At 40.2% G+C, this 17,162-nt stretch carries 21 protein-coding genes, 1 other RNA gene and 3 pseudogenes; 22 read left to right on the top strand and 3 right to left on the bottom strand.

Going from position 1 to position 17,162, the window contains the following annotated elements; genetic code table 11:
* Window positions 1-17: 17 nt before the first annotated feature.
* From CEF16_RS04955 to CEF16_RS04880, 19 genes and pseudogenes are all read left to right on the top strand, one after another.
* Window positions 18-581 (top strand): SLOG family protein, encoded by a 564-nt coding sequence (locus CEF16_RS04955; protein WP_091580450.1) that lies wholly within the window; start codon window positions 18-20, stop codon window positions 579-581.
* 108 nt (window positions 582-689) lie between these two features.
* Window positions 690-1,028, top strand: coding sequence for a cell division regulator GpsB (gene gpsB / locus CEF16_RS04950; RefSeq protein WP_091580447.1), 339 nt, complete (start codon window positions 690-692; stop codon window positions 1,026-1,028).
* Window positions 1,021-1,800 carry a carbon-nitrogen hydrolase family protein gene (locus tag CEF16_RS04945; protein ID WP_139185889.1) on the top strand — a complete coding sequence of 260 codons (780 nt, stop codon included), beginning with the start codon at window positions 1,021-1,023 and terminating at the stop codon, window positions 1,798-1,800. The genes gpsB and CEF16_RS04945 overlap by 8 nt, the downstream gene beginning before the upstream one ends.
* Before the next feature lie 172 nt (window positions 1,801-1,972).
* Window positions 1,973-2,365, top strand: coding sequence for an RNase H family protein (locus CEF16_RS04940; RefSeq protein WP_091580441.1), 393 nt, complete (start codon window positions 1,973-1,975; stop codon window positions 2,363-2,365).
* A gap of 77 nt (window positions 2,366-2,442) precedes the next feature.
* Window positions 2,443-2,826, top strand: an RNA gene (rnpB, locus tag CEF16_RS04935) — RNase P RNA component class B.
* 45 nt (window positions 2,827-2,871) lie between these two features.
* Complete coding sequence (locus CEF16_RS23185; protein WP_139185888.1) at window positions 2,872-3,084, top strand: hypothetical protein; 213 nt, start codon at window positions 2,872-2,874, stop codon at window positions 3,082-3,084.
* A 408-nt stretch (window positions 3,085-3,492) separates the two neighbouring features.
* A pseudogene (locus tag CEF16_RS25235) lies at window positions 3,493-4,400 on the top strand (AMP-binding protein).
* A gap of 25 nt (window positions 4,401-4,425) precedes the next feature.
* A pseudogene (locus CEF16_RS04920) lies at window positions 4,426-4,855 on the top strand (SDR family NAD(P)-dependent oxidoreductase); the annotation flags it as partial.
* Window positions 4,856-4,921: 66 nt separating this feature from the next.
* Window positions 4,922-6,076 (top strand): thiolase family protein, encoded by a 1,155-nt coding sequence (locus CEF16_RS04915; protein WP_091580432.1) that lies wholly within the window; start codon window positions 4,922-4,924, stop codon window positions 6,074-6,076.
* 21 nt (window positions 6,077-6,097) lie between these two features.
* Complete coding sequence (locus CEF16_RS04910; protein WP_091580428.1) at window positions 6,098-6,628, top strand: acyl-CoA dehydrogenase family protein; 531 nt, start codon at window positions 6,098-6,100, stop codon at window positions 6,626-6,628.
* 31 nt (window positions 6,629-6,659) lie between these two features.
* Window positions 6,660-7,817: a CaiB/BaiF CoA transferase family protein gene (locus CEF16_RS04905; RefSeq protein ID WP_091580423.1), complete on the top strand. Its 1,158-nt coding sequence runs from the start codon at window positions 6,660-6,662 to the stop codon at window positions 7,815-7,817.
* A 65-nt stretch (window positions 7,818-7,882) separates the two neighbouring features.
* Window positions 7,883-8,893, top strand: coding sequence for a zinc-binding dehydrogenase (locus CEF16_RS04900; protein WP_091580420.1), 1,011 nt, complete (start codon window positions 7,883-7,885; stop codon window positions 8,891-8,893).
* Between the two features lie 274 nt (window positions 8,894-9,167).
* Complete coding sequence (locus CEF16_RS25230) at window positions 9,168-9,458, top strand: AMP-binding protein (protein WP_091580417.1); 291 nt, start codon at window positions 9,168-9,170, stop codon at window positions 9,456-9,458.
* A gap of 79 nt (window positions 9,459-9,537) precedes the next feature.
* Window positions 9,538-9,795, top strand: coding sequence for a hypothetical protein (locus CEF16_RS25225; protein ID WP_091580415.1), 258 nt, complete (start codon window positions 9,538-9,540; stop codon window positions 9,793-9,795).
* Window positions 9,698-9,952 (top strand): Rossmann-fold NAD(P)-binding domain-containing protein, encoded by a 255-nt coding sequence (locus CEF16_RS23575; RefSeq protein ID WP_170031595.1) that lies wholly within the window; start codon window positions 9,698-9,700, stop codon window positions 9,950-9,952. The genes CEF16_RS25225 and CEF16_RS23575 overlap by 98 nt, the downstream gene beginning before the upstream one ends.
* A 129-nt stretch (window positions 9,953-10,081) precedes the next feature.
* A complete protein-coding gene (locus CEF16_RS24285) occupies window positions 10,082-10,195 on the top strand; it encodes a sigma 54-interacting transcriptional regulator (protein ID WP_342750494.1) in 114 nt (37 codons plus the stop codon).
* A gap of 43 nt (window positions 10,196-10,238) precedes the next feature.
* The gene (locus CEF16_RS24280) at window positions 10,239-10,427 is read left to right on the top strand and encodes a sigma 54-interacting transcriptional regulator (RefSeq protein ID WP_245917766.1); all 189 of its coding nucleotides are present in this window, start codon (window positions 10,239-10,241) and stop codon (window positions 10,425-10,427) included.
* Between the two features lies 1 nt (window position 10,428).
* Entirely contained in the window at window positions 10,429-10,860 is a 432-nt protein-coding gene (locus tag CEF16_RS24275) for an AAA-type ATPase lid domain-containing protein (protein ID WP_483860545.1), read from the top strand.
* A 119-nt stretch (window positions 10,861-10,979) separates the two neighbouring features.
* Window positions 10,980-12,122, top strand: a complete 1,143-nt coding sequence (locus tag CEF16_RS04880; protein WP_091580412.1) for a THUMP domain-containing class I SAM-dependent RNA methyltransferase — start codon at window positions 10,980-10,982, stop codon at window positions 12,120-12,122.
* A 252-nt stretch (window positions 12,123-12,374) separates the two neighbouring features.
* Here the strand turns inward: CEF16_RS04880 and CEF16_RS25090 are convergent.
* A pseudogene (locus CEF16_RS25090) lies at window positions 12,375-12,830 on the bottom strand (YheC/YheD family protein).
* Between the two features lie 354 nt (window positions 12,831-13,184).
* Entirely contained in the window at window positions 13,185-13,364 is a 180-nt protein-coding gene (locus tag CEF16_RS04870; protein WP_091580406.1) for an H-type small acid-soluble spore protein, read from the bottom strand.
* 198 nt (window positions 13,365-13,562) lie between these two features.
* Between CEF16_RS04870 and CEF16_RS04865 the strand changes: the two genes are divergently transcribed.
* On the top strand, window positions 13,563-13,745 hold the full coding sequence (locus CEF16_RS04865; protein ID WP_091580404.1) for a hypothetical protein: 183 nt from the start codon (window positions 13,563-13,565) through the stop codon (window positions 13,743-13,745).
* A gap of 9 nt (window positions 13,746-13,754) precedes the next feature.
* Here CEF16_RS04865 and CEF16_RS04860 read toward each other — a convergent pair whose 3' ends face one another.
* A complete protein-coding gene (locus CEF16_RS04860; protein WP_091580401.1) occupies window positions 13,755-14,057 on the bottom strand; it encodes an iron-sulfur cluster biosynthesis family protein in 303 nt (100 codons plus the stop codon).
* 183 nt (window positions 14,058-14,240) lie between these two features.
* Here CEF16_RS04860 and CEF16_RS04855 point away from each other — a divergent pair, with 183 nt between their 5' ends.
* Window positions 14,241-15,713 carry a carboxypeptidase M32 gene (locus tag CEF16_RS04855; protein WP_091580758.1) on the top strand — a complete coding sequence of 491 codons (1,473 nt, stop codon included), beginning with the start codon at window positions 14,241-14,243 and terminating at the stop codon, window positions 15,711-15,713.
* Window positions 15,714-15,955: 242 nt separating this feature from the next.
* Window positions 15,956-17,143 carry an acetyl-CoA C-acetyltransferase gene (locus CEF16_RS04850; protein WP_091580399.1) on the top strand — a complete coding sequence of 396 codons (1,188 nt, stop codon included), beginning with the start codon at window positions 15,956-15,958 and terminating at the stop codon, window positions 17,141-17,143.
* The last annotated feature ends 19 nt before the right edge of the window (window positions 17,144-17,162 follow it).

The raw sequence follows: 17,162 nt of genomic DNA, 5'->3' as shown, positions 1-17,162 counted from the left end.
AAAGAGGTGAACATTTTTTGAGAGTACTTGCGGTTACTGGTTATAAACCTCAGGAAATGGGAATCTTTCAACCGAATGCAAACGAAATTACCTACATCAAAAAAACGATTGAAAACAGACTGATTGGTTTTTTAGATGAAGGACTTGAATGGATTGTTGTTACAGGTCAGCCCGGTGTAGAACAATGGACCGCTGAAGTGGTCATTGATTTAAAACATTCATGGGATGCTTTAAAACTTGCCGTTCTTCCTCCATTTTTGGAACAAGAAAGCATTTGGCCAGAACAAGCACAGGAAAGGTACCAACGTATCATAAATAAGGCTGATTTTACAGAAGCAATATCTAAAAAGCCCTATGATAATCCAGGACAGCTGCGAGCGAAAAATGATTTTATTGTCATGAAAACAGATGCCCTATTGATATTATATTCCGAAGAACAAGAAGGAACTCCTCGTTATTATTTGCAGGCAGCCGAACGAAAAGCTGCCACCGATCATTATCCAATATACAGAATTACACCCGATGACCTGCAGCAAACGGTAGAAGATATGTCAGAAGAACTAGACGCCTTTGAAGAGTGAAGGCATTACAAATTGACTTTTGCCTGAAGTTCTGAAAAAATGAAATACAAATAACGATTTATAATTTTCATAAATTAAACTGAAATGATATTTGGGGTGAACCAAAGCATGCAAAACATCCGTTTATCAGCCAAAGAAATTTTAGATAAAGACTTTAAAAGCAGCATGAAAGGCTATAATAAAGATGAAGTGGACCAATTTCTTGACATGATTATTCAAGATTATGAAGCATTTGAAGAGAGAATAAATGAACTAGAACAATCTTTAGAACAATCAAAAAAGCATTCTAATAGAACTGCTGGTGAAACACGGTTTAATCGAGAACCTCAAGCCCCTGCAGCAGATCAGACATCTTCTGTACAGGCAGCAGGCGGTACAAACTATGATATCCTAAAACGGTTGTCAAATCTAGAAAAAGAAGTATTTGGCAAAAAATTATATGACTAAAAACAGCTTCAAAATATGTTTAGCACAACAACTTTCCTTTCATGGAGAAGTGGAGGAAAATAAGAAGCATTGTGCGGAAACGGTAAGAATAGCTGCATCGAAAGGTACTGATTTAGTAGTATTTCCTGAGCTTACATTAAGCGGTTATCATGCAGAAAAAGAAATGTTTTTTCAACTAGCAGAACCAGCACAAAAAAACACACCCAGCATTGAATTTTTTAGAAATCTCAGTGAAAAAACGGGGATGGCCATTGTTGTTTCGTTTCCAGAAAGAAGCGGAGATCAATTATATATTATGACTGCATTTATCGATGAGCCAAAAGGACAGCTCGGCTTTTACCGAAAATCAAAATTATGGGGAGCAGAAAAAGAAATTTTTTCCCCGGGTCCTAAGAGCTATGACCCTTTTTCCACTCGATTTGGACGTATTGGTATTTTACTTTGTTTTGATATGGAATTTCCTGAACCAGCAAGAGAACTAGCCAAAAAAGGAACAGACCTTATTATCTGCCCTTCTGTCTGGAGCAAAACGGCAAAATTACGCTGGGACATTCAACTGCCTTGCCGGGCGTTAGATAACCAATGTTATGTTGCTGGTGTAAATACAATATCTGACAATGCATGCGGAAGTACACAATGGATCGATCCTTTCGGAAAAGTGCTTCAAAAAGCCTCTATACATCAAGAAGAGTTGATATATGGGCATTTTGATAAAAATGTTTTAGAGAAAGCCCGCTCAGAAATACCTTATTTAAAAGAGATGAATTTTTAAAAAGCAACAGTCTTCACAAGCTTTATTTATATTTGCATAATATAATATCCACTTATGTATCTCACAAAGATTCCTTTGGTCCGTCAATAGAACCATATTTGCGAGTCTGTTAATTTAGATAACGCATAATCCAGACGCTCGCATTTTTCTTTACGGGAGGTTTAAGGTAAGATTGTTAAAGATATTTGTAGATGGGGCAAGTGCTGGGAATCCTGGTCCTGCTGGTGCAGGAATTTTTATTAATAAAGGGAACGGAGAAAATGAACACTACGCTATCCCACTTGGTCCAATGACCAATCACGAAGCTGAATTTGCAGCGCTTCTCGAAGCATTAAAGATATGCAAAGAAAATAATTGGAATATGGCCTCTATATGTACAGATTCAAAACTTGTCGATGAAGCTGTAGAAAAACGCCATACAAAAAAAGCCGCGTATAAGCCGTACCTTTCTGAAATATTAATTCAATTAGAGGAATGTGAATTGTGTTTCGTAAAGTGGATACCTTCGAGTACAAATCGGGCTGCTGACCAGCTATCGAAACGTGCGATCCAAAAAAACTCCTAAAACTTTCCTGAAATAATAGGTTGCCAAACAAACTCATTCGCGTTATAATAGCATTTGTCACAAAATGAAGCATAAAACATTCTGGCAGTCGCTGCACATATCGTGCAGAGGAAAGTCCATGCTCGCACAGCCTGAGACGGCTGTAGTGTTCGTGCCTGACGAAACCATAAGTTAGGGCAGTCTGGTACCTTACTAGGCTGACGGCGGGGAAACGACCTGTGTCGCTATGATATGGTCTTATTACCCTGAAAGTGCCACAGTGACGTAGTCCGTTTGGAAACAAACGGAGTGGAACGCGGTAAACCCCTCGAGCGAGAAACCCAAATGTTGGTAGGGGCGCCTTTCTGAAGGAATAAAACGGAAAGAAAGGGCAGAGTCAAACTCTGCAGATAGATGACTGCCTCCGGAGTGCAAGGTGAAAAACCGCAGCAGCACAATGGAACAGAACATGGCTTACTAGAATGTTTTGTGCCTCTGAACGAACCCCTGATCAGGGGTTTTTTTTATTGGCTATATTATATTTGTTGGAAAATGAAAAAAATTTAACTTACGGCTTACAGAGCAAATATGAAGTCAACTATTGCAATGAAAAACTTTTTAAAACATTGCATCATCTTCTTGTATTGATTAAAAAATATGTTGTTTTTTCTAAAAATTTAAAATACAATAAAATAAACAATGGTTCAAAAATTAATCATACGTTTACAAAGGAGAAATAGTCATGTTAAATTTCAACGTAACGCCGTTTAGAAAAATAGACAAAAAAGCACTGCGGCGGCCATTTTGGGATGGAGAGGCCAACAAGTGAATTAATTACTTCAGTGGAAAATCTCCCATAAGAGAACGGAATTGTTTGAATATAATACACATGTAAGCTGTCGTTTGTATGAAATTTATACAAAAATAACTTTAAAAGTTTCTGTACATCCTATTTTACAAACTTTTTAAGATTGGCAAATTTCTTGCATAATATTGTAGGTATAAGGGATATACTTGTATTATTTTTTGCTTAAAAAAGGAGAGCTGTTCACATGATTCAAAAATTAGCTTATGAAGAATTAGCGAAAAATTTTACTTGGGAGGAAGCTTAACAATCCTTTGATTCTAATCCCAATCAATCATTTAACATAGCACATGAATGCTGTGACCGCTTTTCTAACGATCCTGATCATGTTGCTATATATTGGGAAAATCAATCAGGAAAACAGCAGACTTGGACTTTTGCTCAACTAAAAGAAAAATCTGATCAGCTTGCCAACAGCTTTCGCTCTCTTGGTGTAACAAAAGGAGACCGAGTTGCTTGTTTATTTGGAAAGGATATTGAACTCGTACTCACTGCTCTAGCGACGTGGAAAATTGGCGCAGTGTATGTACCATTATTTACAGCATTTGGACCTGAAGCTATTGCTCACCGATTGTCTGTTTCAGGCAGCAAGATGCTTGTCAGCAATCAAGAACAAATGAAAAAGGTAAACAATATCAGCCTTGTCGAACAAATATTTGTCATTGATGATGACACTCCACCTGCTCATAACTTTTGGGGACAGCTTGAAAACGCTTCTAATCACTATGAAACAGAAAAAACAACCTTAATGGATCCAAGCATTATTCAATTTACATCAGGCTCTCAGGGATGCCAAAAGGAGCTGTTTGGGGGCATAAAATTTTACTGAGCGTATATCCCTATACAAAATACGCACCCGGGCTGCATTCTAATGATATATTCTTTGGCGGTGCAGATCCAGGATGGGCATATGGTTTTTTTAACAGCATTATAAGCCCGTTAAGCCTTGGCGTTCCGATCATCATTTATAAAGGGGGACTTGATATTAAAGCGTACTATGATTTAATGGAACGTTATAAAGTGACATGTTTTGCCTACGCTCCTACCGCTTACCGAATGATGAAAGCCGCAGGAGAAGAGCTTATTAAGCAGCACACGTTTCAAGTTAAAAAATTCAGCAGCGCTGGTGAACCTCTAAACACCGGAAATCGTTCGTTTTTTCAAAAACAATTTTGGACAAGAAATATATGATCATTATGGCTGTACAAAAACCGGCATGCATTTAATAGGAACATTTAATGTGCTGAGATTGGCTGCAGAAAGAATGATCCAAAACGTACAAAATGAAGAAGGCGAACGAGGATTGATTATTAACACAGCTTCTGTAGCCGCTTATGAAGGACAAATTGGGCAGGCAGCTTATAATGCATCAAAAGGCGGGATCGTTTCTATGACTCTGCCAATCGCTAGAGAATTTGCGAAACATGGGATAAGAGTAATGACTATTGCACCTGGATTAATTGAAACACTTATTTCAAACGCTTTCAGAAGAAGCACGTGCTTCCCTTGGCGCCATGGTTCCATTTCCATCCCGATTGGGTCGTCCGGAAGAATTTGCAAATTTAACCCAAAGCATCATTGAAAACCCAATGCTGAACGGAGAAACAATCCGCCTCGATGGTGCAATCAGAATGCAGCCGAAATAAAATACTTTTATGTCAGAATGTTTCAAATAAAAGGGCATGAAAACAAAGTGGAGAGGGAGATAAGATATGAACGAACCCGTAATAGTGGAAGCTGTAAGAACACCCGTTGGAAAAAGAAAAGGTAAACTTAGCGGAGTACGTGCTGATGAATTAGCAGCACAACCGTTAAAAGAACTCGTAAAACGGACAAATATAGAGCCTGGCCTCATTGAAGATGTAATTTTCGGCTGTGTATCCCAAGTAGGTGAACAGGCTTTTGATATTGCAAGGGTTTCCGCGCTTATTGCGGATTATCCGATCGAAGTTCCTGGCACAACGCTTGACCGCCAATGCGGGTCGAGTCAACAAGCAGTACATTTTGCGGCTCAAGCAATTGCAAGCGGGGATATGGATGTGGTGGTAGCAGGGGGAATTGAAAACATGTCACGCGTTCCTATGTTCTCCAACATCCAGGGAGTCGAGTTCAGTGACGAATTGACGTCCAGATATGAAATGATCAATCAAGGATTGTCTGCGGAACGTATCGCAGAAAAATGGGGATTCAGCCGAGAGCAGCTAGATGAATTTTCGCTAGAAAGTCATGAAAAAGCGATTAACGCTCAAAAGGAGGGACGCTTTGATAGAGAAATTATGCCGCTTGAAGTAACTCCTCCAGAGAGTAATGGATCAGAAACCATGAAAAACGATGAAGGACCAAGAGCAAACAGCAGTTTAGAAAAATTGGGAAGCTTAAAACCGTCCTTTGATGAAAATGGAAAAATTCATCCAGGGAACTCAAGCCAAATCAGCGACGGCGCCGTGGCCGTTTTATTAATGTCACGAAAAAAAGCAGAACAACTTGGTTTAAAACCGCGTTTTCGAGTCCTCGCCCGCAGTGTTGTAGGTTCCGACCCTACCCTTATGTTAACTGGCCCCATTCCAGCAACAGAAAAAGTGCTTAAAAAAGCAGGACTTGCGATAAACGATATTGATCATTTTGAAGTTAATGAAGCCTTTGCGCCGGTACCGCTCGCCTGGCTTAAAGAGACAGGAGCCGACCCGGAAAAGTTAAATCCAAACGGTGGAGCTATTGCACTGGGCCATCCGTTAGGAGCAAGCGGAGGAAGACTAATGACAACGATGATTCACGAATTGGAGAGAACAGGGGGAAGATACGGTCTGCAAACCATGTGTGAAGGCCACGGAATGGCCAATGCAACCATTATCGAACGATTGAGTTAAATAGAAAACGAGGGCATTATCATGAACCAACAATATATAAAGGAAGAACATCAAATCTTTCGTGCTTCTCTTCAAAAGTTTTTAAAACAAGAAGCTGAACCATATTTTGAAACATGGGAAAACCAAAAAACAATACCTCGTTCATTTTGGAAGAAGCTTGGGGAACAAGGCTTTTTATGCCCGTGGGCAGAAGAAATATACGGAGGCTTGGAAGCGGATTTTCCGTATTCTGTGATCAGCTCCTTTCAGAATACACAATTTAAAATGGCGGAAATGGCAACCGAAATTAAAATTGGCCGCACGTTTGTTGATCAATTGATTGAAAAACATATAGAAAGGGCAGATATTGTTACTGAAGTTTCTATGGCTAAATGGTGGATAACAGATTTAGCAAAAAAAGTCTCTGTGGAGTGTATGCAGGTTCATGGAGGCTATGGATATATGGAAGAATACGAAATAGCGAGAAGATTTCGTGATACCGCTGTCACTTCGATTTATGCGGGCTCCAATGAAATTATGAAAGGAATTATTGCAAAAAATCTTAACTTATAAATGATATAACGAAGCAGGAGGTGTACAAGCCATGCCGCTAAATTCCTATCGCGTTCTTGATTTAACAAGACTTTTGCCAGGACCCTATTGTACGCTGCTGCTCGCAGATTACGGAGCGGAAGTAATCAAAGTAGAAGATATGAAAACCGGCGATTATGCAAGATGGGAAGAACCAAAAATAGATGAAAACAGCGCATTTTTTCATTCTTTAAATAGAAACAAAAAAAGTATAAGTATTGATTTAAAAGCAGATCAAGGCAAAGAAGTTTTTTTAAAGCTGGTGAAAGAAGCTGATGTTGTGGTGGAATCCTTCCGCCCCGGAGTGATGGACAGACTTGGTATTGGCTATGATGTATTAGCATCCGTTAATCCAGCCCTCGTATATTGTGCCATTACAGGATATGGCCAAACCGGACCATATAAAGACTTGCCCGGCCACGACATAAATTATCTTAGTTATTCCGGTCTTCTCCATTTTTTTGGAAGACCAAATACAAAACCAACAGTTCCTCCTGCGCAAATAGCCGATTTAGGCGGAGGAGCATTACCTGCAGCGTTTGGAATTATGATGGCTTTATTAGAAAGAGAAAAGTCAGGAAAAGGTCAGTTTATCGATATATCCATGCTTGATAATGTCATTTCGTGGATGCAGACTATTCTCCCTGATTATTTAACGACCAACGTCGAACCCCGCCCCGGAGAATTAACCCTTTCTGGCGGCAAAGCTTGTTATGAAGTGTATGAAACAAAAGACAAGCGTTACTTATCGGTTGGAGCTTTGGAACCAAAATTTTGGGAAGCATTTTGTAAAGGAATTGGTAAAGAAGAGTTTATTCCGCTTTTAGATGCTCCCTTATTTAAACAGCATCAATTAAAAGCGGATATTCAAACAATCATTTCAGAAAAGCCATTAGAAGCATGGCTTACTATTTTTTCTGATATGGATACCTGTGTGGCACCTGTTTTAACCCTAGAAGAAATGAAACATAACCCGCAGTTAGCTTATAGAGAAATGGTACAGACTGAAAACCATCCTCATATTTCTCCCCCTATTAAAATGTCGAAAACGCCTGGCACTTACAAACAAAAGGCACCTAGGCTTGGAGAACATGCAGAAGAATTGTTGGCCGAAATAAATATTTCAAGTGACGAATATAAACGTTTAAAGGAAAATGGAGTCATGCTTTAAATCAGCCCCGTCCCATGACAGAGACCAACCTTTTAAAAAATGTATTTATGTATAGGAGGAAAAGCGTGAAAGCAATTATCTTAAAAGAAATTGGCAATCCTGGTGAACTTTATTACGAAGAAACAGCGGATCCTTTCATAGAACGAGGACATGTATTGGTAAAACTTCACGCCGCTGCTGTAAATCGACGCGACTTATTTATTCGCTATGGCCAATACCCTGGAATAAAACTTCCATCCATCCTTGGCGCAGATGGTTCAGGCGAAATTGTCAAAGTTGGAGAAGGGGTAAAAAGTGCACTAAAAGGGCAGGAAGTTGTCATAAACCCAACGATGAACTGGGGAGATCATCCAGATTATGCAGGGCCGGACTTTTCGGTACTAGGAGTTCCTATCGATGGAACCTATGCTCAATATATAAGCATTCCCGAAGAAAACGTCTTCCACAAACCAGAGCATCTTAACTTTGAAGAAGCGGCGGCTATTGGGCTTGGCGGGGTAACCGCATTTAGAGCTGCAGTAACAAGAGGGCAGATAAAACCTGGAGAAAGTGTCATTATTCCTGGTATCGGAGGAGGTGTTGCCACATTCGTTTTACAGATCGCAGCTGCCCTTGGAGCGAAAGTATTTGTTACGTCAAGCAGTGATGAAAAAATTCAAAAAGCTGTCGATATGGGGGCTGCTGGCGGCGTAAATTACAAGGAATCAATCAACTGGGTCAAAGAATTACAAGAAATGAGCGGAGGGGCTGACCTGGCTATTGACAGCATCGGCGGCGATGTTTTTAATGATCTTATCACTTTAGCAAAGCCTGCAAGCAGAATCGTCTCTTTTGGAGCCACAAAAGGGCCGGTGGAGAAATTAGTCATGCCGCGGATTTTCTTTAAGCAATTAAATATATTCGGTTCTACAATGGGGTCGCCAAAAGAATTTCAGCAAATGCTTAACTTCTGGGAAGCTCATGGTATTCACCCTGTCATTGATGAAACCTTTGAGCTCTCAGATACAGCCGAGGCACACAAAAAAATAGATCAAGGCGTAAACTTCGGGAAATTAGTTCTTTCTATACCGCATTAATTCGGATCGCACTTTCTTTGAAAATAACTAGCTTCTTACGTTACAGGGAAACCATATTCACGGACGGAGCCTGGTTTCTCAAAAAGGAGGTTAACGAATGAACCTGGCTTTTTCCCTTGAAAGGCAAGCATGGAGAAAACCAACCGCAGAAGCAGTACGCTTTAAAGAGAAAACGTATTCTAACGTATTTTTATGAATACATTAACCAGCAAACCAACGTATATGTTAATCTTTTGCGAAACAGAGGAGTGAATAAAGAAGACCGCATCGCTGTCTGGCTGCCAAACAGCATAAATTTATTTATCTTTTTTATGCTGTTCTCAAACTAGGTGCCATCGTTGTACCGCTCAATTACATGTTTAAGATAAAAGAAGCAGAATATATTTTATCAAACTCTGAAACGAAAATTCTCTTTACCACTTCTGAAAAAGCAAACGATGTAGAAGCGGTTTTTTCTAAGCTTTCTTATTTAGAAATGATAATGTTAACGGATACGAACGAAATTTCAAAAGCGCCAGCATACTCTGTCTCTGAGGAAAATAAAAGAAGTAGATCAAGAAGCTGAAACTATCGATCTTTCTCCAGACGTAACCGCTTGTATCTAATACACTTCTGGGACAACCGGCCAGCCAAAGGGAGTAGAGTTGACCCATTATAACTTAAACACGAATGCTGAATTTTACGCAGAGGGGATCCAATTAAACGAAGACCATTTTGGTTGTATTGTCACACCGCTATCCCATCTTTTAGTTCTTATGGCCGGTCTGTTACTTATTTTCATGAAAGAAGGAAAGTTTAGATTATTTGAACATTTCGAATTGGAAACGGTTGCAGAAACGATTCATAACGAACACATTTCTTTATCGGTGTTCCCACCATGTACTAAATGGGGGATCAGCTGAAGTTATACAAGCCGATGTCAGCAAAGAAGAAGACATCCATCGCATGATGAAAGAACTGCCAGGATTTGATATTCTTATTCATAACGCGGTGTACGCCAAATCCAATAAACCTAAAACCATATCGATCGAACAATGGGAAAAAAAGCCTACAAGTTAATGCTTCAGCTCTTCTTTTTCTCTCTCAACAAACATTCTCCAATATGAAATAAAACGGCTACGGACAGGCGGTACAGACAAAGAATTGTTCGCACACGAACTCCGTTAGTGCACGCGGAGACGATCCGTTATTACTGTTAATTGCGCTGCGATTCCTGAGCACCTATTAGAATCTGAGTTTTTCGGCTATGAAGAAGGTGCGTTTACAGGGGTCGTACAAAAGGGGAAGCTAGGAAAGTTTTGACATTGCCCATAAAGGAACATTGTTTCTTGATGAGATAGGAGATATGTCTTTTTTAATGCAAGCTAAACTGCTTCGCGTATTCCAAGAAAACGGCTTTTACAAAGTAGGCGGAACAAAACGGGTACAAGTGGACGTTCGCATTATTACAGCGACACACCGTTCCGTTGAAGAAATGGTTCAAAAAGGAGAATTTAGAGAAGACTTATTCTATCGGCTAAATGTAATTTCTTGAAATTCCACCGCTGCGTAAGAGAAAAGAAGATATCTATTTATTAAGTGAGTCAATTATTCCACAATTAAATAAAGTAAATGGCACAAGTATTACCGGTATAGACCCGCTTGCACAGGAAATCATGATAGAGTATCACTGGCCTGGCAACGTACGCGAACTGCGAAATATATTAGAGCGCGCAATGATTTTTGCAGAACACGGCATGATTCAAGTCGAGGATTTACCAGATTATGTGCTAAAGCAAGTGGGACGAGATAGAACAATTATTGATAAAGACCATGATCCATATTCCCTTCTTGAACAAGCTGAAAAAACAGCTATTCATCAGGCACTGCATCAAGCAAAAGGCAACAAAAGCAAGGCGGCTAAATTATTAGGTGTCAGCCGATCCGTGTTATATGATAAACTGAAAAAGTATGACCAAGTTTTGTAAGACTGCAAGCAATATCATACATGAACGATTATTTAAGCATAAACGATTATTCAAGTGGAATTATACTAAAAAAAGCAAAACATCTTGAACAATTTTTTACAGCACAAAGGAGTTCCAGCATGGAAAATAAAGTAACATTAATCGCCACAGCTACGATGGGATTAGAAGCCCTGGTCGGCCGAGAAGTAAAAGCTCTCGGCTATGAAAATGTTAACATGGAAAATGGCAAAGTAGAATTTACCGCACCGCTTGATGCAATCCCAAGAGCTAATTTGTGGATTCGCACAGCCGATCGTATTAAAGTAAAAGCCGCTTCATTTAAAGCCGTAACTTTTGAAGAATTATTTGAACAAACAAAATCGGTGCCTTGGGAAAAGTTCCTGCCAGAAGATGCAGAATTCCCCGTAACAGGCCGGTCCGTAAAATCTAAACTTTACAGTGTGCCAGACTGCCAATCTATTGTAAAAAAAGCGATTGTTGAGCGGTTAAAGCAGTCTTATCACACGGATTGGTTTCAAGAAACTGGCGCCCTTTTTAAAATAGAAGTTGCTATACATAAAGATACAGCCGTACTTTCTATTGACTCGTCCGGGGATGGGCTGCATAAAAGAGGATACCGCCCCTTACACAACAAAGCTCCTTTAAAAGAAACCCTCGCTGCGGCTATGGTTCAGCTTACCAACTGGCATCCAGACCGTCCTTTTAGAGACCCGTTTTGCGGTTCCGGTACGATTCCAATCGAAGCCGCTCTCATCGGACAGAACATCGCTCCTGGTTTTAACCGCGAATTTGTTTCTGAAGAATGGCCGTGGATTCCTGTGCAGCTTTGGGACCGGGCCCGAGAAGAAGTAGAAGACAAAGCAAACTATGACCAGCCCCTGGATATTCAAGGATCCGATATTGATCATAAAATGGTCGAACTCGCAGAAGAAAATGCGATGGAAGCAGGGCTGTATGGCGCAGTATCGTTTAAACAAATGCAAGTTACCGACTTTACAGCCCAAAAAGATTATGGCTGTCTCGTTTCCAATCCGCCATACGGCGAACGGCTCGGCGATAAAGAAGTCGTTGAAGCGCTCTACAAAGAACTTGGCACCACGCTGCGTCCGCTTGACACATGGTCGGTTTATGTATTGACCTCGAATGAAAAATTTGAGTCGCTTTTCGGCAAAAAAGCGACAAAAAAACGCAAGCTTTATAACGGCAATATTAAAACGGATTATTATCAGTATTGGGGGAAAAGACCTCCGCGGAACCGTTAAAGCAGCATAATATGAAAAGCTTTGATGGAGATGACAACTTATCGGTTCGTAGATAAGATCAGCCAGAAGTTCTGGTTGAACTTTTTTAAAACCCAGCCCCATCCGCAGCAAATGAAGTGTATGCGGTAGGGGCCTTATATTTTTCAACTTTTACACACCAAGGTGCAAAGAAGAAAAGAACCGAGCTATTTGTTCAGATCCTTTTTAGAACAATGAATTGGTTGAGATACAATACATCAGTCTTTCTTATGCTTATGATTTAGCTAAAGCGTATGCATACTCTAAAGGATGTCTATATATTAATTCAATGTTCTCACAATCTTTTCCCTTTACTTGATGATAAAATTCTTTTTGCGATCTGCCATTTACTTCAATGATTCCTATTTTTCCTTCTTCGCCAATGGCTAAGTCTATCCCTAATTCGCCCAGCAACCCGATTTGTTTTTCTAAGGTTTTAGCAATTCCTATACACACGATTTGTATATCTTCTAAAATAGCAGCCCTTTTCAAAGGATTATCAAACAATACAGGTAGAATCTCCTTCATTTCCCATATTTCTTGACTGACGTTTGTGATAAAAGAATGGTGGAGTGCCACCCTGCTTATCCCTTTTGTCAAGGTCCACTATTTTTTCTTATTTTTTTGTACAAGGATTCTCAAGTCTACTACTCTACCATCTAGCTTACTCATACGTAACATATTTTGAATGAGGTATTCTTACTTAATGTGAATGCGGTTGTTAATATTTGTTGTAACAGCGTCTGTGCTGTTCGCAGGATCCCAACCAATAATATACCAGCTGGCTCAACGGAGTTAGGGGGATTTATTCCAAATTTACCAAATCATGTAGTAGAAGAGATTCGCAAACAAAATAAAAATAATGGAAGAAAATAACTTTATTACTGTTTATAAATATAAATGAAAGAGCCAGAATGGTTAGAATGCTGGCTCTTTTTGTATGAACTGTTTTGTGTACCATTGCACCTTCAAATCGACAGAGAAGATCTCATCAAAAAGACCTGCTCGTTAAGATGAGAACAAATCTTATTGATAAATTTATTTTTATTTCTCTTTCAATTCATATAAAGGTACTTCTTGAATAATGTTAGGTTGATCCATGGGGTGAATACGAGCCGTTTCATTTCTTTCAATAACCTCTTCAATGTACACTGGTCTTTCATCATGGGTAACATCGATCATCTCAGGTGCGTGGAAAATTTCTTTGGCACGTTCTTTATTCATACATAATGCCCTCCTTTAAATTGTAGTTATAATTTTCGCCTGAGCTCCCATTATTATGCATTTTTTCTTTTGAATCTGAGGTAAGCAATAAAAGAAGCCTGTCCTTTTTTAGTTCAAAAGACCCAGAAAAAAGTAGTCATATTCTTTTCTTGTTTTGGATATTCTTTTAGAGTAATACCTTCAAGGAGGGAAAAAGAGTTGGTGAGATTTCAAAAGGATCAAGGGCTGTATTCATTGCAGCAAATAGAAAAAGCGATCGGAAACGTGGAAAAAGCATTCCAATCGCATGGGGAGCCAGTGCGTCTGCCAGAGGGGAAAACAGCGATCGAAGAAGCAAAAGAGCAGCTGCAGCAGGCGTGGGAATATCATTTAAAAAACTAATCCTCAACCTTATTTCGGGTTGATAACATCATAGATCTTCGGATTTTCAAACTGCAACAAATCAATGGTTTTATCGTACGAGATCGTCATGCCGTCTAAATACCATTTATCTTGGGGATTGACAAAAAAAGAAACACCTTTTTCCTGAAGCACGTACGCCTCTGCTTCGGGTTTTTCTTTTGCCACTCCAATCGAAAAGCCGCCGGAGCCGATCCCGCCGATTCGAACAAACAATCTTAGGTGATCGCCTTCTTTCAAATCCATTTCATCCTTATAATGATGAGCTGCTGCCGGGGTAATCGTCAGTTCCATTGTATCTCTCCTCTCTGTTTTTATGTTATAACATGAGAACAGAAATGTTTCAAAAATAACGGTAAATCAGCAGGATAATCGTTATTTATCAAGAAATTGTTTCTGACTGAAGCAGGATTTTCTACATATAAAGGAGCGAATCTAGTGAGTCTAAAAAAAACCGAAGCTGCGTTTCATGAACATATGAAAAAATTATCTGCCTACGAACAAGCCATTGGCTTAATGCATTGGGATGCGCGCACCGGCGCTCCTAAAAAGGGAGCGGATCAGCGTTCAGAAGTGCTCGGGCTCCTTTCGACTGAGCTCTTTAAACTAAAAACATCTGAAGAAACCGGAGAATACATTCATACACTATTAGAAAGCGGAGCGGAAAATACTGTTTCCTCCATTACAACGAAAGCTACCGAAGAATTGAAAAAGGAATACGATCGTTCCAAAAAAATCCCAGAAGACGAATTTAAGGAATACAGCGTTTTAACGTCAAAAACGGAATCGGTTTGGGAAGAAGCGAAGGAAAATAATGATTTTGAAACTTTTCAGCCTTACCTCGAGAAAATTGTAGATTTCAACCGAAAATTTGCTGAGTACTGGGGATATGAAGGCCATCCATATAATGCTTTGATTGAAGATTATGAACCAGGGATGACTGTGGACAAGCTCGATGACGTATTCGGGCGTTTGAGAAACGGATTAATTCCATTAGTGGAAGGAGTCACTTCTTCTCCGCATAAACCGGATACTAGCTTTTTGTTCGAACATTTCCCAAAAGAAAAGCAGCGCGCGTTCAGCTTAGATATTTTAGAACAAATGACGTATGACTTTAAAGCCGGCCGACTTGATGAAACGGTACATCCATTTGCGATTGGATTAAATCCAAATGATGTACGGGTAACAACCAAATATGATGAAAACGATTTTCGCACCGCCGTATTTGGCACGATTCATGAAGGCGGTCATGCTCTTTACGAACAAAACCTGTCAGAAAAACTAGAAGGAACCGTCCTATGCGATGGCACTTCCATGGGCATTCATGAATCCCAATCGTTATTTTATGAAAACTTTGTCGGCCGCAATCGTTCTTTCTGGGAAAGGAATTATGATTTATTAAAATCTTATTCGAACGGACAATTTGACGACGTAGCTCTCGATCGTTTTTATCACGCTATCAATGAAGCAAAACCATCTCTTATCCGCATTGAAGCAGATGAGATGACGTATTCGCTTCATATTATCTTGCGATACGAAATGGAAAAAGCGCTGATTAGCGGCGATCTTCAAGTAAAAGATCTTCCGCGCGTCTGGAATGAAAAAATGGAAGAATACCTAGGCGTAACTCCGCCGAATAACAGTAAAGGAGTTCTCCAAGATGTGCATTGGTCATTCGGTGCGTTCGGTTACTTTCCATCTTATGCATTAGGCTATATTTATGCAGCCCAGTTAAAAAACGCGATGCTAAAAGACATACCAACATTTGATGATCATTGTTTAAGAGGAGAACTGGCCCCTATTAAAGAGTGGCTAACTGAAAATGTTCACCAGCACGGCCGAATGAAAAAACCGGAAGAAATTCTTAAAGATGCTACTGGGGAAGGTGTGAATCCTGTACATTTACTAACGTATCTAAAAGAAAAATACAAAGGACTTTACCAATTTTAAACTTCCCTAAGAAAAGCGCAAGCGCCCTTGTTTTAAATGACGTTCGGCTAAGTTCCTCAGTCCTGTGAGAACGCCGAACTGGCTTGCCCTGGATACTTTTTTATCTTATTAGAAAAACTTGACTTTCCGCTAAGTCCTCATGGCAATATACTTTATCCTAAATTTCATAAAAATTTGGCACCGTTTTTGCATTTATAAAAAGAGATCTCTATCACACATTTGCAAGCTCAGGAGGTTTTTTCATGAGAGAAGTAGTTATTGTAAGTGCAGCGAGAACGCCGATCGGAAGCTTCGGCGGTGCACTGTCTTCAAAATCAGCCGTGGATCTTGGTGTCATAGCAGCTAAGGCTGCAATTGAACGAGCTGGCATCAACGCAGAAGAAATTGACGAATTGCTTGTTGGCAATATATTATCGGCAGGCCTTGGCCAGAATGCAGCAAGACAAATTGCCATTCATAGCGGACTTCCCGACAGTACGCCAGCCATGACGATTAATAAACTGTGCGGTTCAGGTCTTCGTACAGTCAGCATGGCCGCTCAGTTTATCGCATTAGGAGACGCAGATGTGATTGTAGCAGGAGGAACGGAGTCGATGAGTAATGCCCCATATGTTTTACCTGGCGCACGCTGGGGAGAACGGATGGGGGATGGCAAAATGATAGATACGATGCTGACAGACGGTTTAATGGATTCTTTTCACAATATTCATATGGGTATTACAGCTGAAAATATCGCTGATCAGTGGAATTTCAGCCGCGAAGAGCAGGACGCATTTGCACTAAAGAGCCAAGAGCGAGCAGAAAAGGCGATACAATCTGGTCTTTTTAGGGAAGAAATTGTCCCAGTAGAGATTTCACAGCGAAAAGGCGATCCGATTGTGGTGGATACCGATGAATTTCCAAAGCCTGGGATGACGATAGAAAAGCTTCAAAAATTAAAACCAGCATTTAAAAATGACGGCACGGTAACAGCTGGCAATGCTTCTGGAATTAATGACGGCAGTGCGATGCTTGTCGTCATGGCAAAAGAAAAAGCAGAAGAACTCGGCTTAACCCCGCTTGCTTCTATTGCTTCCTATGGAAATGCTGCTATTGACCCTAAAATAATGGGCTACGGACCGGTACCTGCTTCCAAACAAGCATTAAAGCGAGCAGGCCTTACCATTGGTGATATGGACCTAATTGAAGCAAACGAAGCCTTTGCCGCACAATCTTTAGCGGTTTTAAAAGATTTAGAGATCGATCCAGACCGTGTCAACGTTAATGGAGGAGCCATTGCTCTCGGTCATCCTATCGGTGCTTCAGGAGCAAGAGTTCTCGTTACACTGTTGCACGAGATGAAAAGAAGAGATGCGGCCCGCGGACTGGCTACATTATGTATTGGCGGCGGCCAGGGAACGGCTTTGATCGTCAATCGTCACAGAAAATAAGCGTTAAGGGAGACTGTCA

Origin of the sequence: Alteribacillus bidgolensis, from assembly GCF_002886255.1 — a bacterium.
GTDB classification, from domain to species: Bacteria; Bacillota; Bacilli; order Bacillales; family Marinococcaceae; genus Alteribacillus; species Alteribacillus bidgolensis.
The sequence above is the reverse complement of the archived record's forward strand: the minus strand, read 5'-3'. Positions and strand labels throughout refer to the sequence as shown.

Excerpts from the sequence above, each read along its gene's own strand:
- gpsB (WP_091580447.1), top strand. The coding sequence starts at position 690 with ATGCAAAACATCCGTTTATCAGCCAAAGAAATTTTAGATAAAGACTTT.
- CEF16_RS04945 (WP_139185889.1), top strand. The coding sequence starts at position 1,021 with ATGACTAAAAACAGCTTCAAAATATGTTTAGCACAACAACTTTCCTTT.
- CEF16_RS04915 (WP_091580432.1), top strand. The coding sequence starts at position 4,922 with ATGAACGAACCCGTAATAGTGGAAGCTGTAAGAACACCCGTTGGAAAA.
- CEF16_RS04910 (WP_091580428.1), top strand. The coding sequence starts at position 6,098 with ATGAACCAACAATATATAAAGGAAGAACATCAAATCTTTCGTGCTTCT.
- CEF16_RS04905 (WP_091580423.1), top strand. The coding sequence starts at position 6,660 with ATGCCGCTAAATTCCTATCGCGTTCTTGATTTAACAAGACTTTTGCCA.
- CEF16_RS24280 (WP_245917766.1), top strand. The coding sequence starts at position 10,239 with ATGTCTTTTTTAATGCAAGCTAAACTGCTTCGCGTATTCCAAGAAAAC.
- CEF16_RS04880 (WP_091580412.1), top strand. The coding sequence starts at position 10,980 with ATGGAAAATAAAGTAACATTAATCGCCACAGCTACGATGGGATTAGAA.
- CEF16_RS04870 (WP_091580406.1), bottom strand. The coding sequence starts at position 13,364 with ATGAATAAAGAACGTGCCAAAGAAATTTTCCACGCACCTGAGATGATC.
- CEF16_RS04860 (WP_091580401.1), bottom strand. The coding sequence starts at position 14,057 with ATGGAACTGACGATTACCCCGGCAGCAGCTCATCATTATAAGGATGAA.
- CEF16_RS04855 (WP_091580758.1), top strand. The coding sequence starts at position 14,241 with ATGAAAAAATTATCTGCCTACGAACAAGCCATTGGCTTAATGCATTGG.
- CEF16_RS04850 (WP_091580399.1), top strand. The coding sequence starts at position 15,956 with ATGAGAGAAGTAGTTATTGTAAGTGCAGCGAGAACGCCGATCGGAAGC.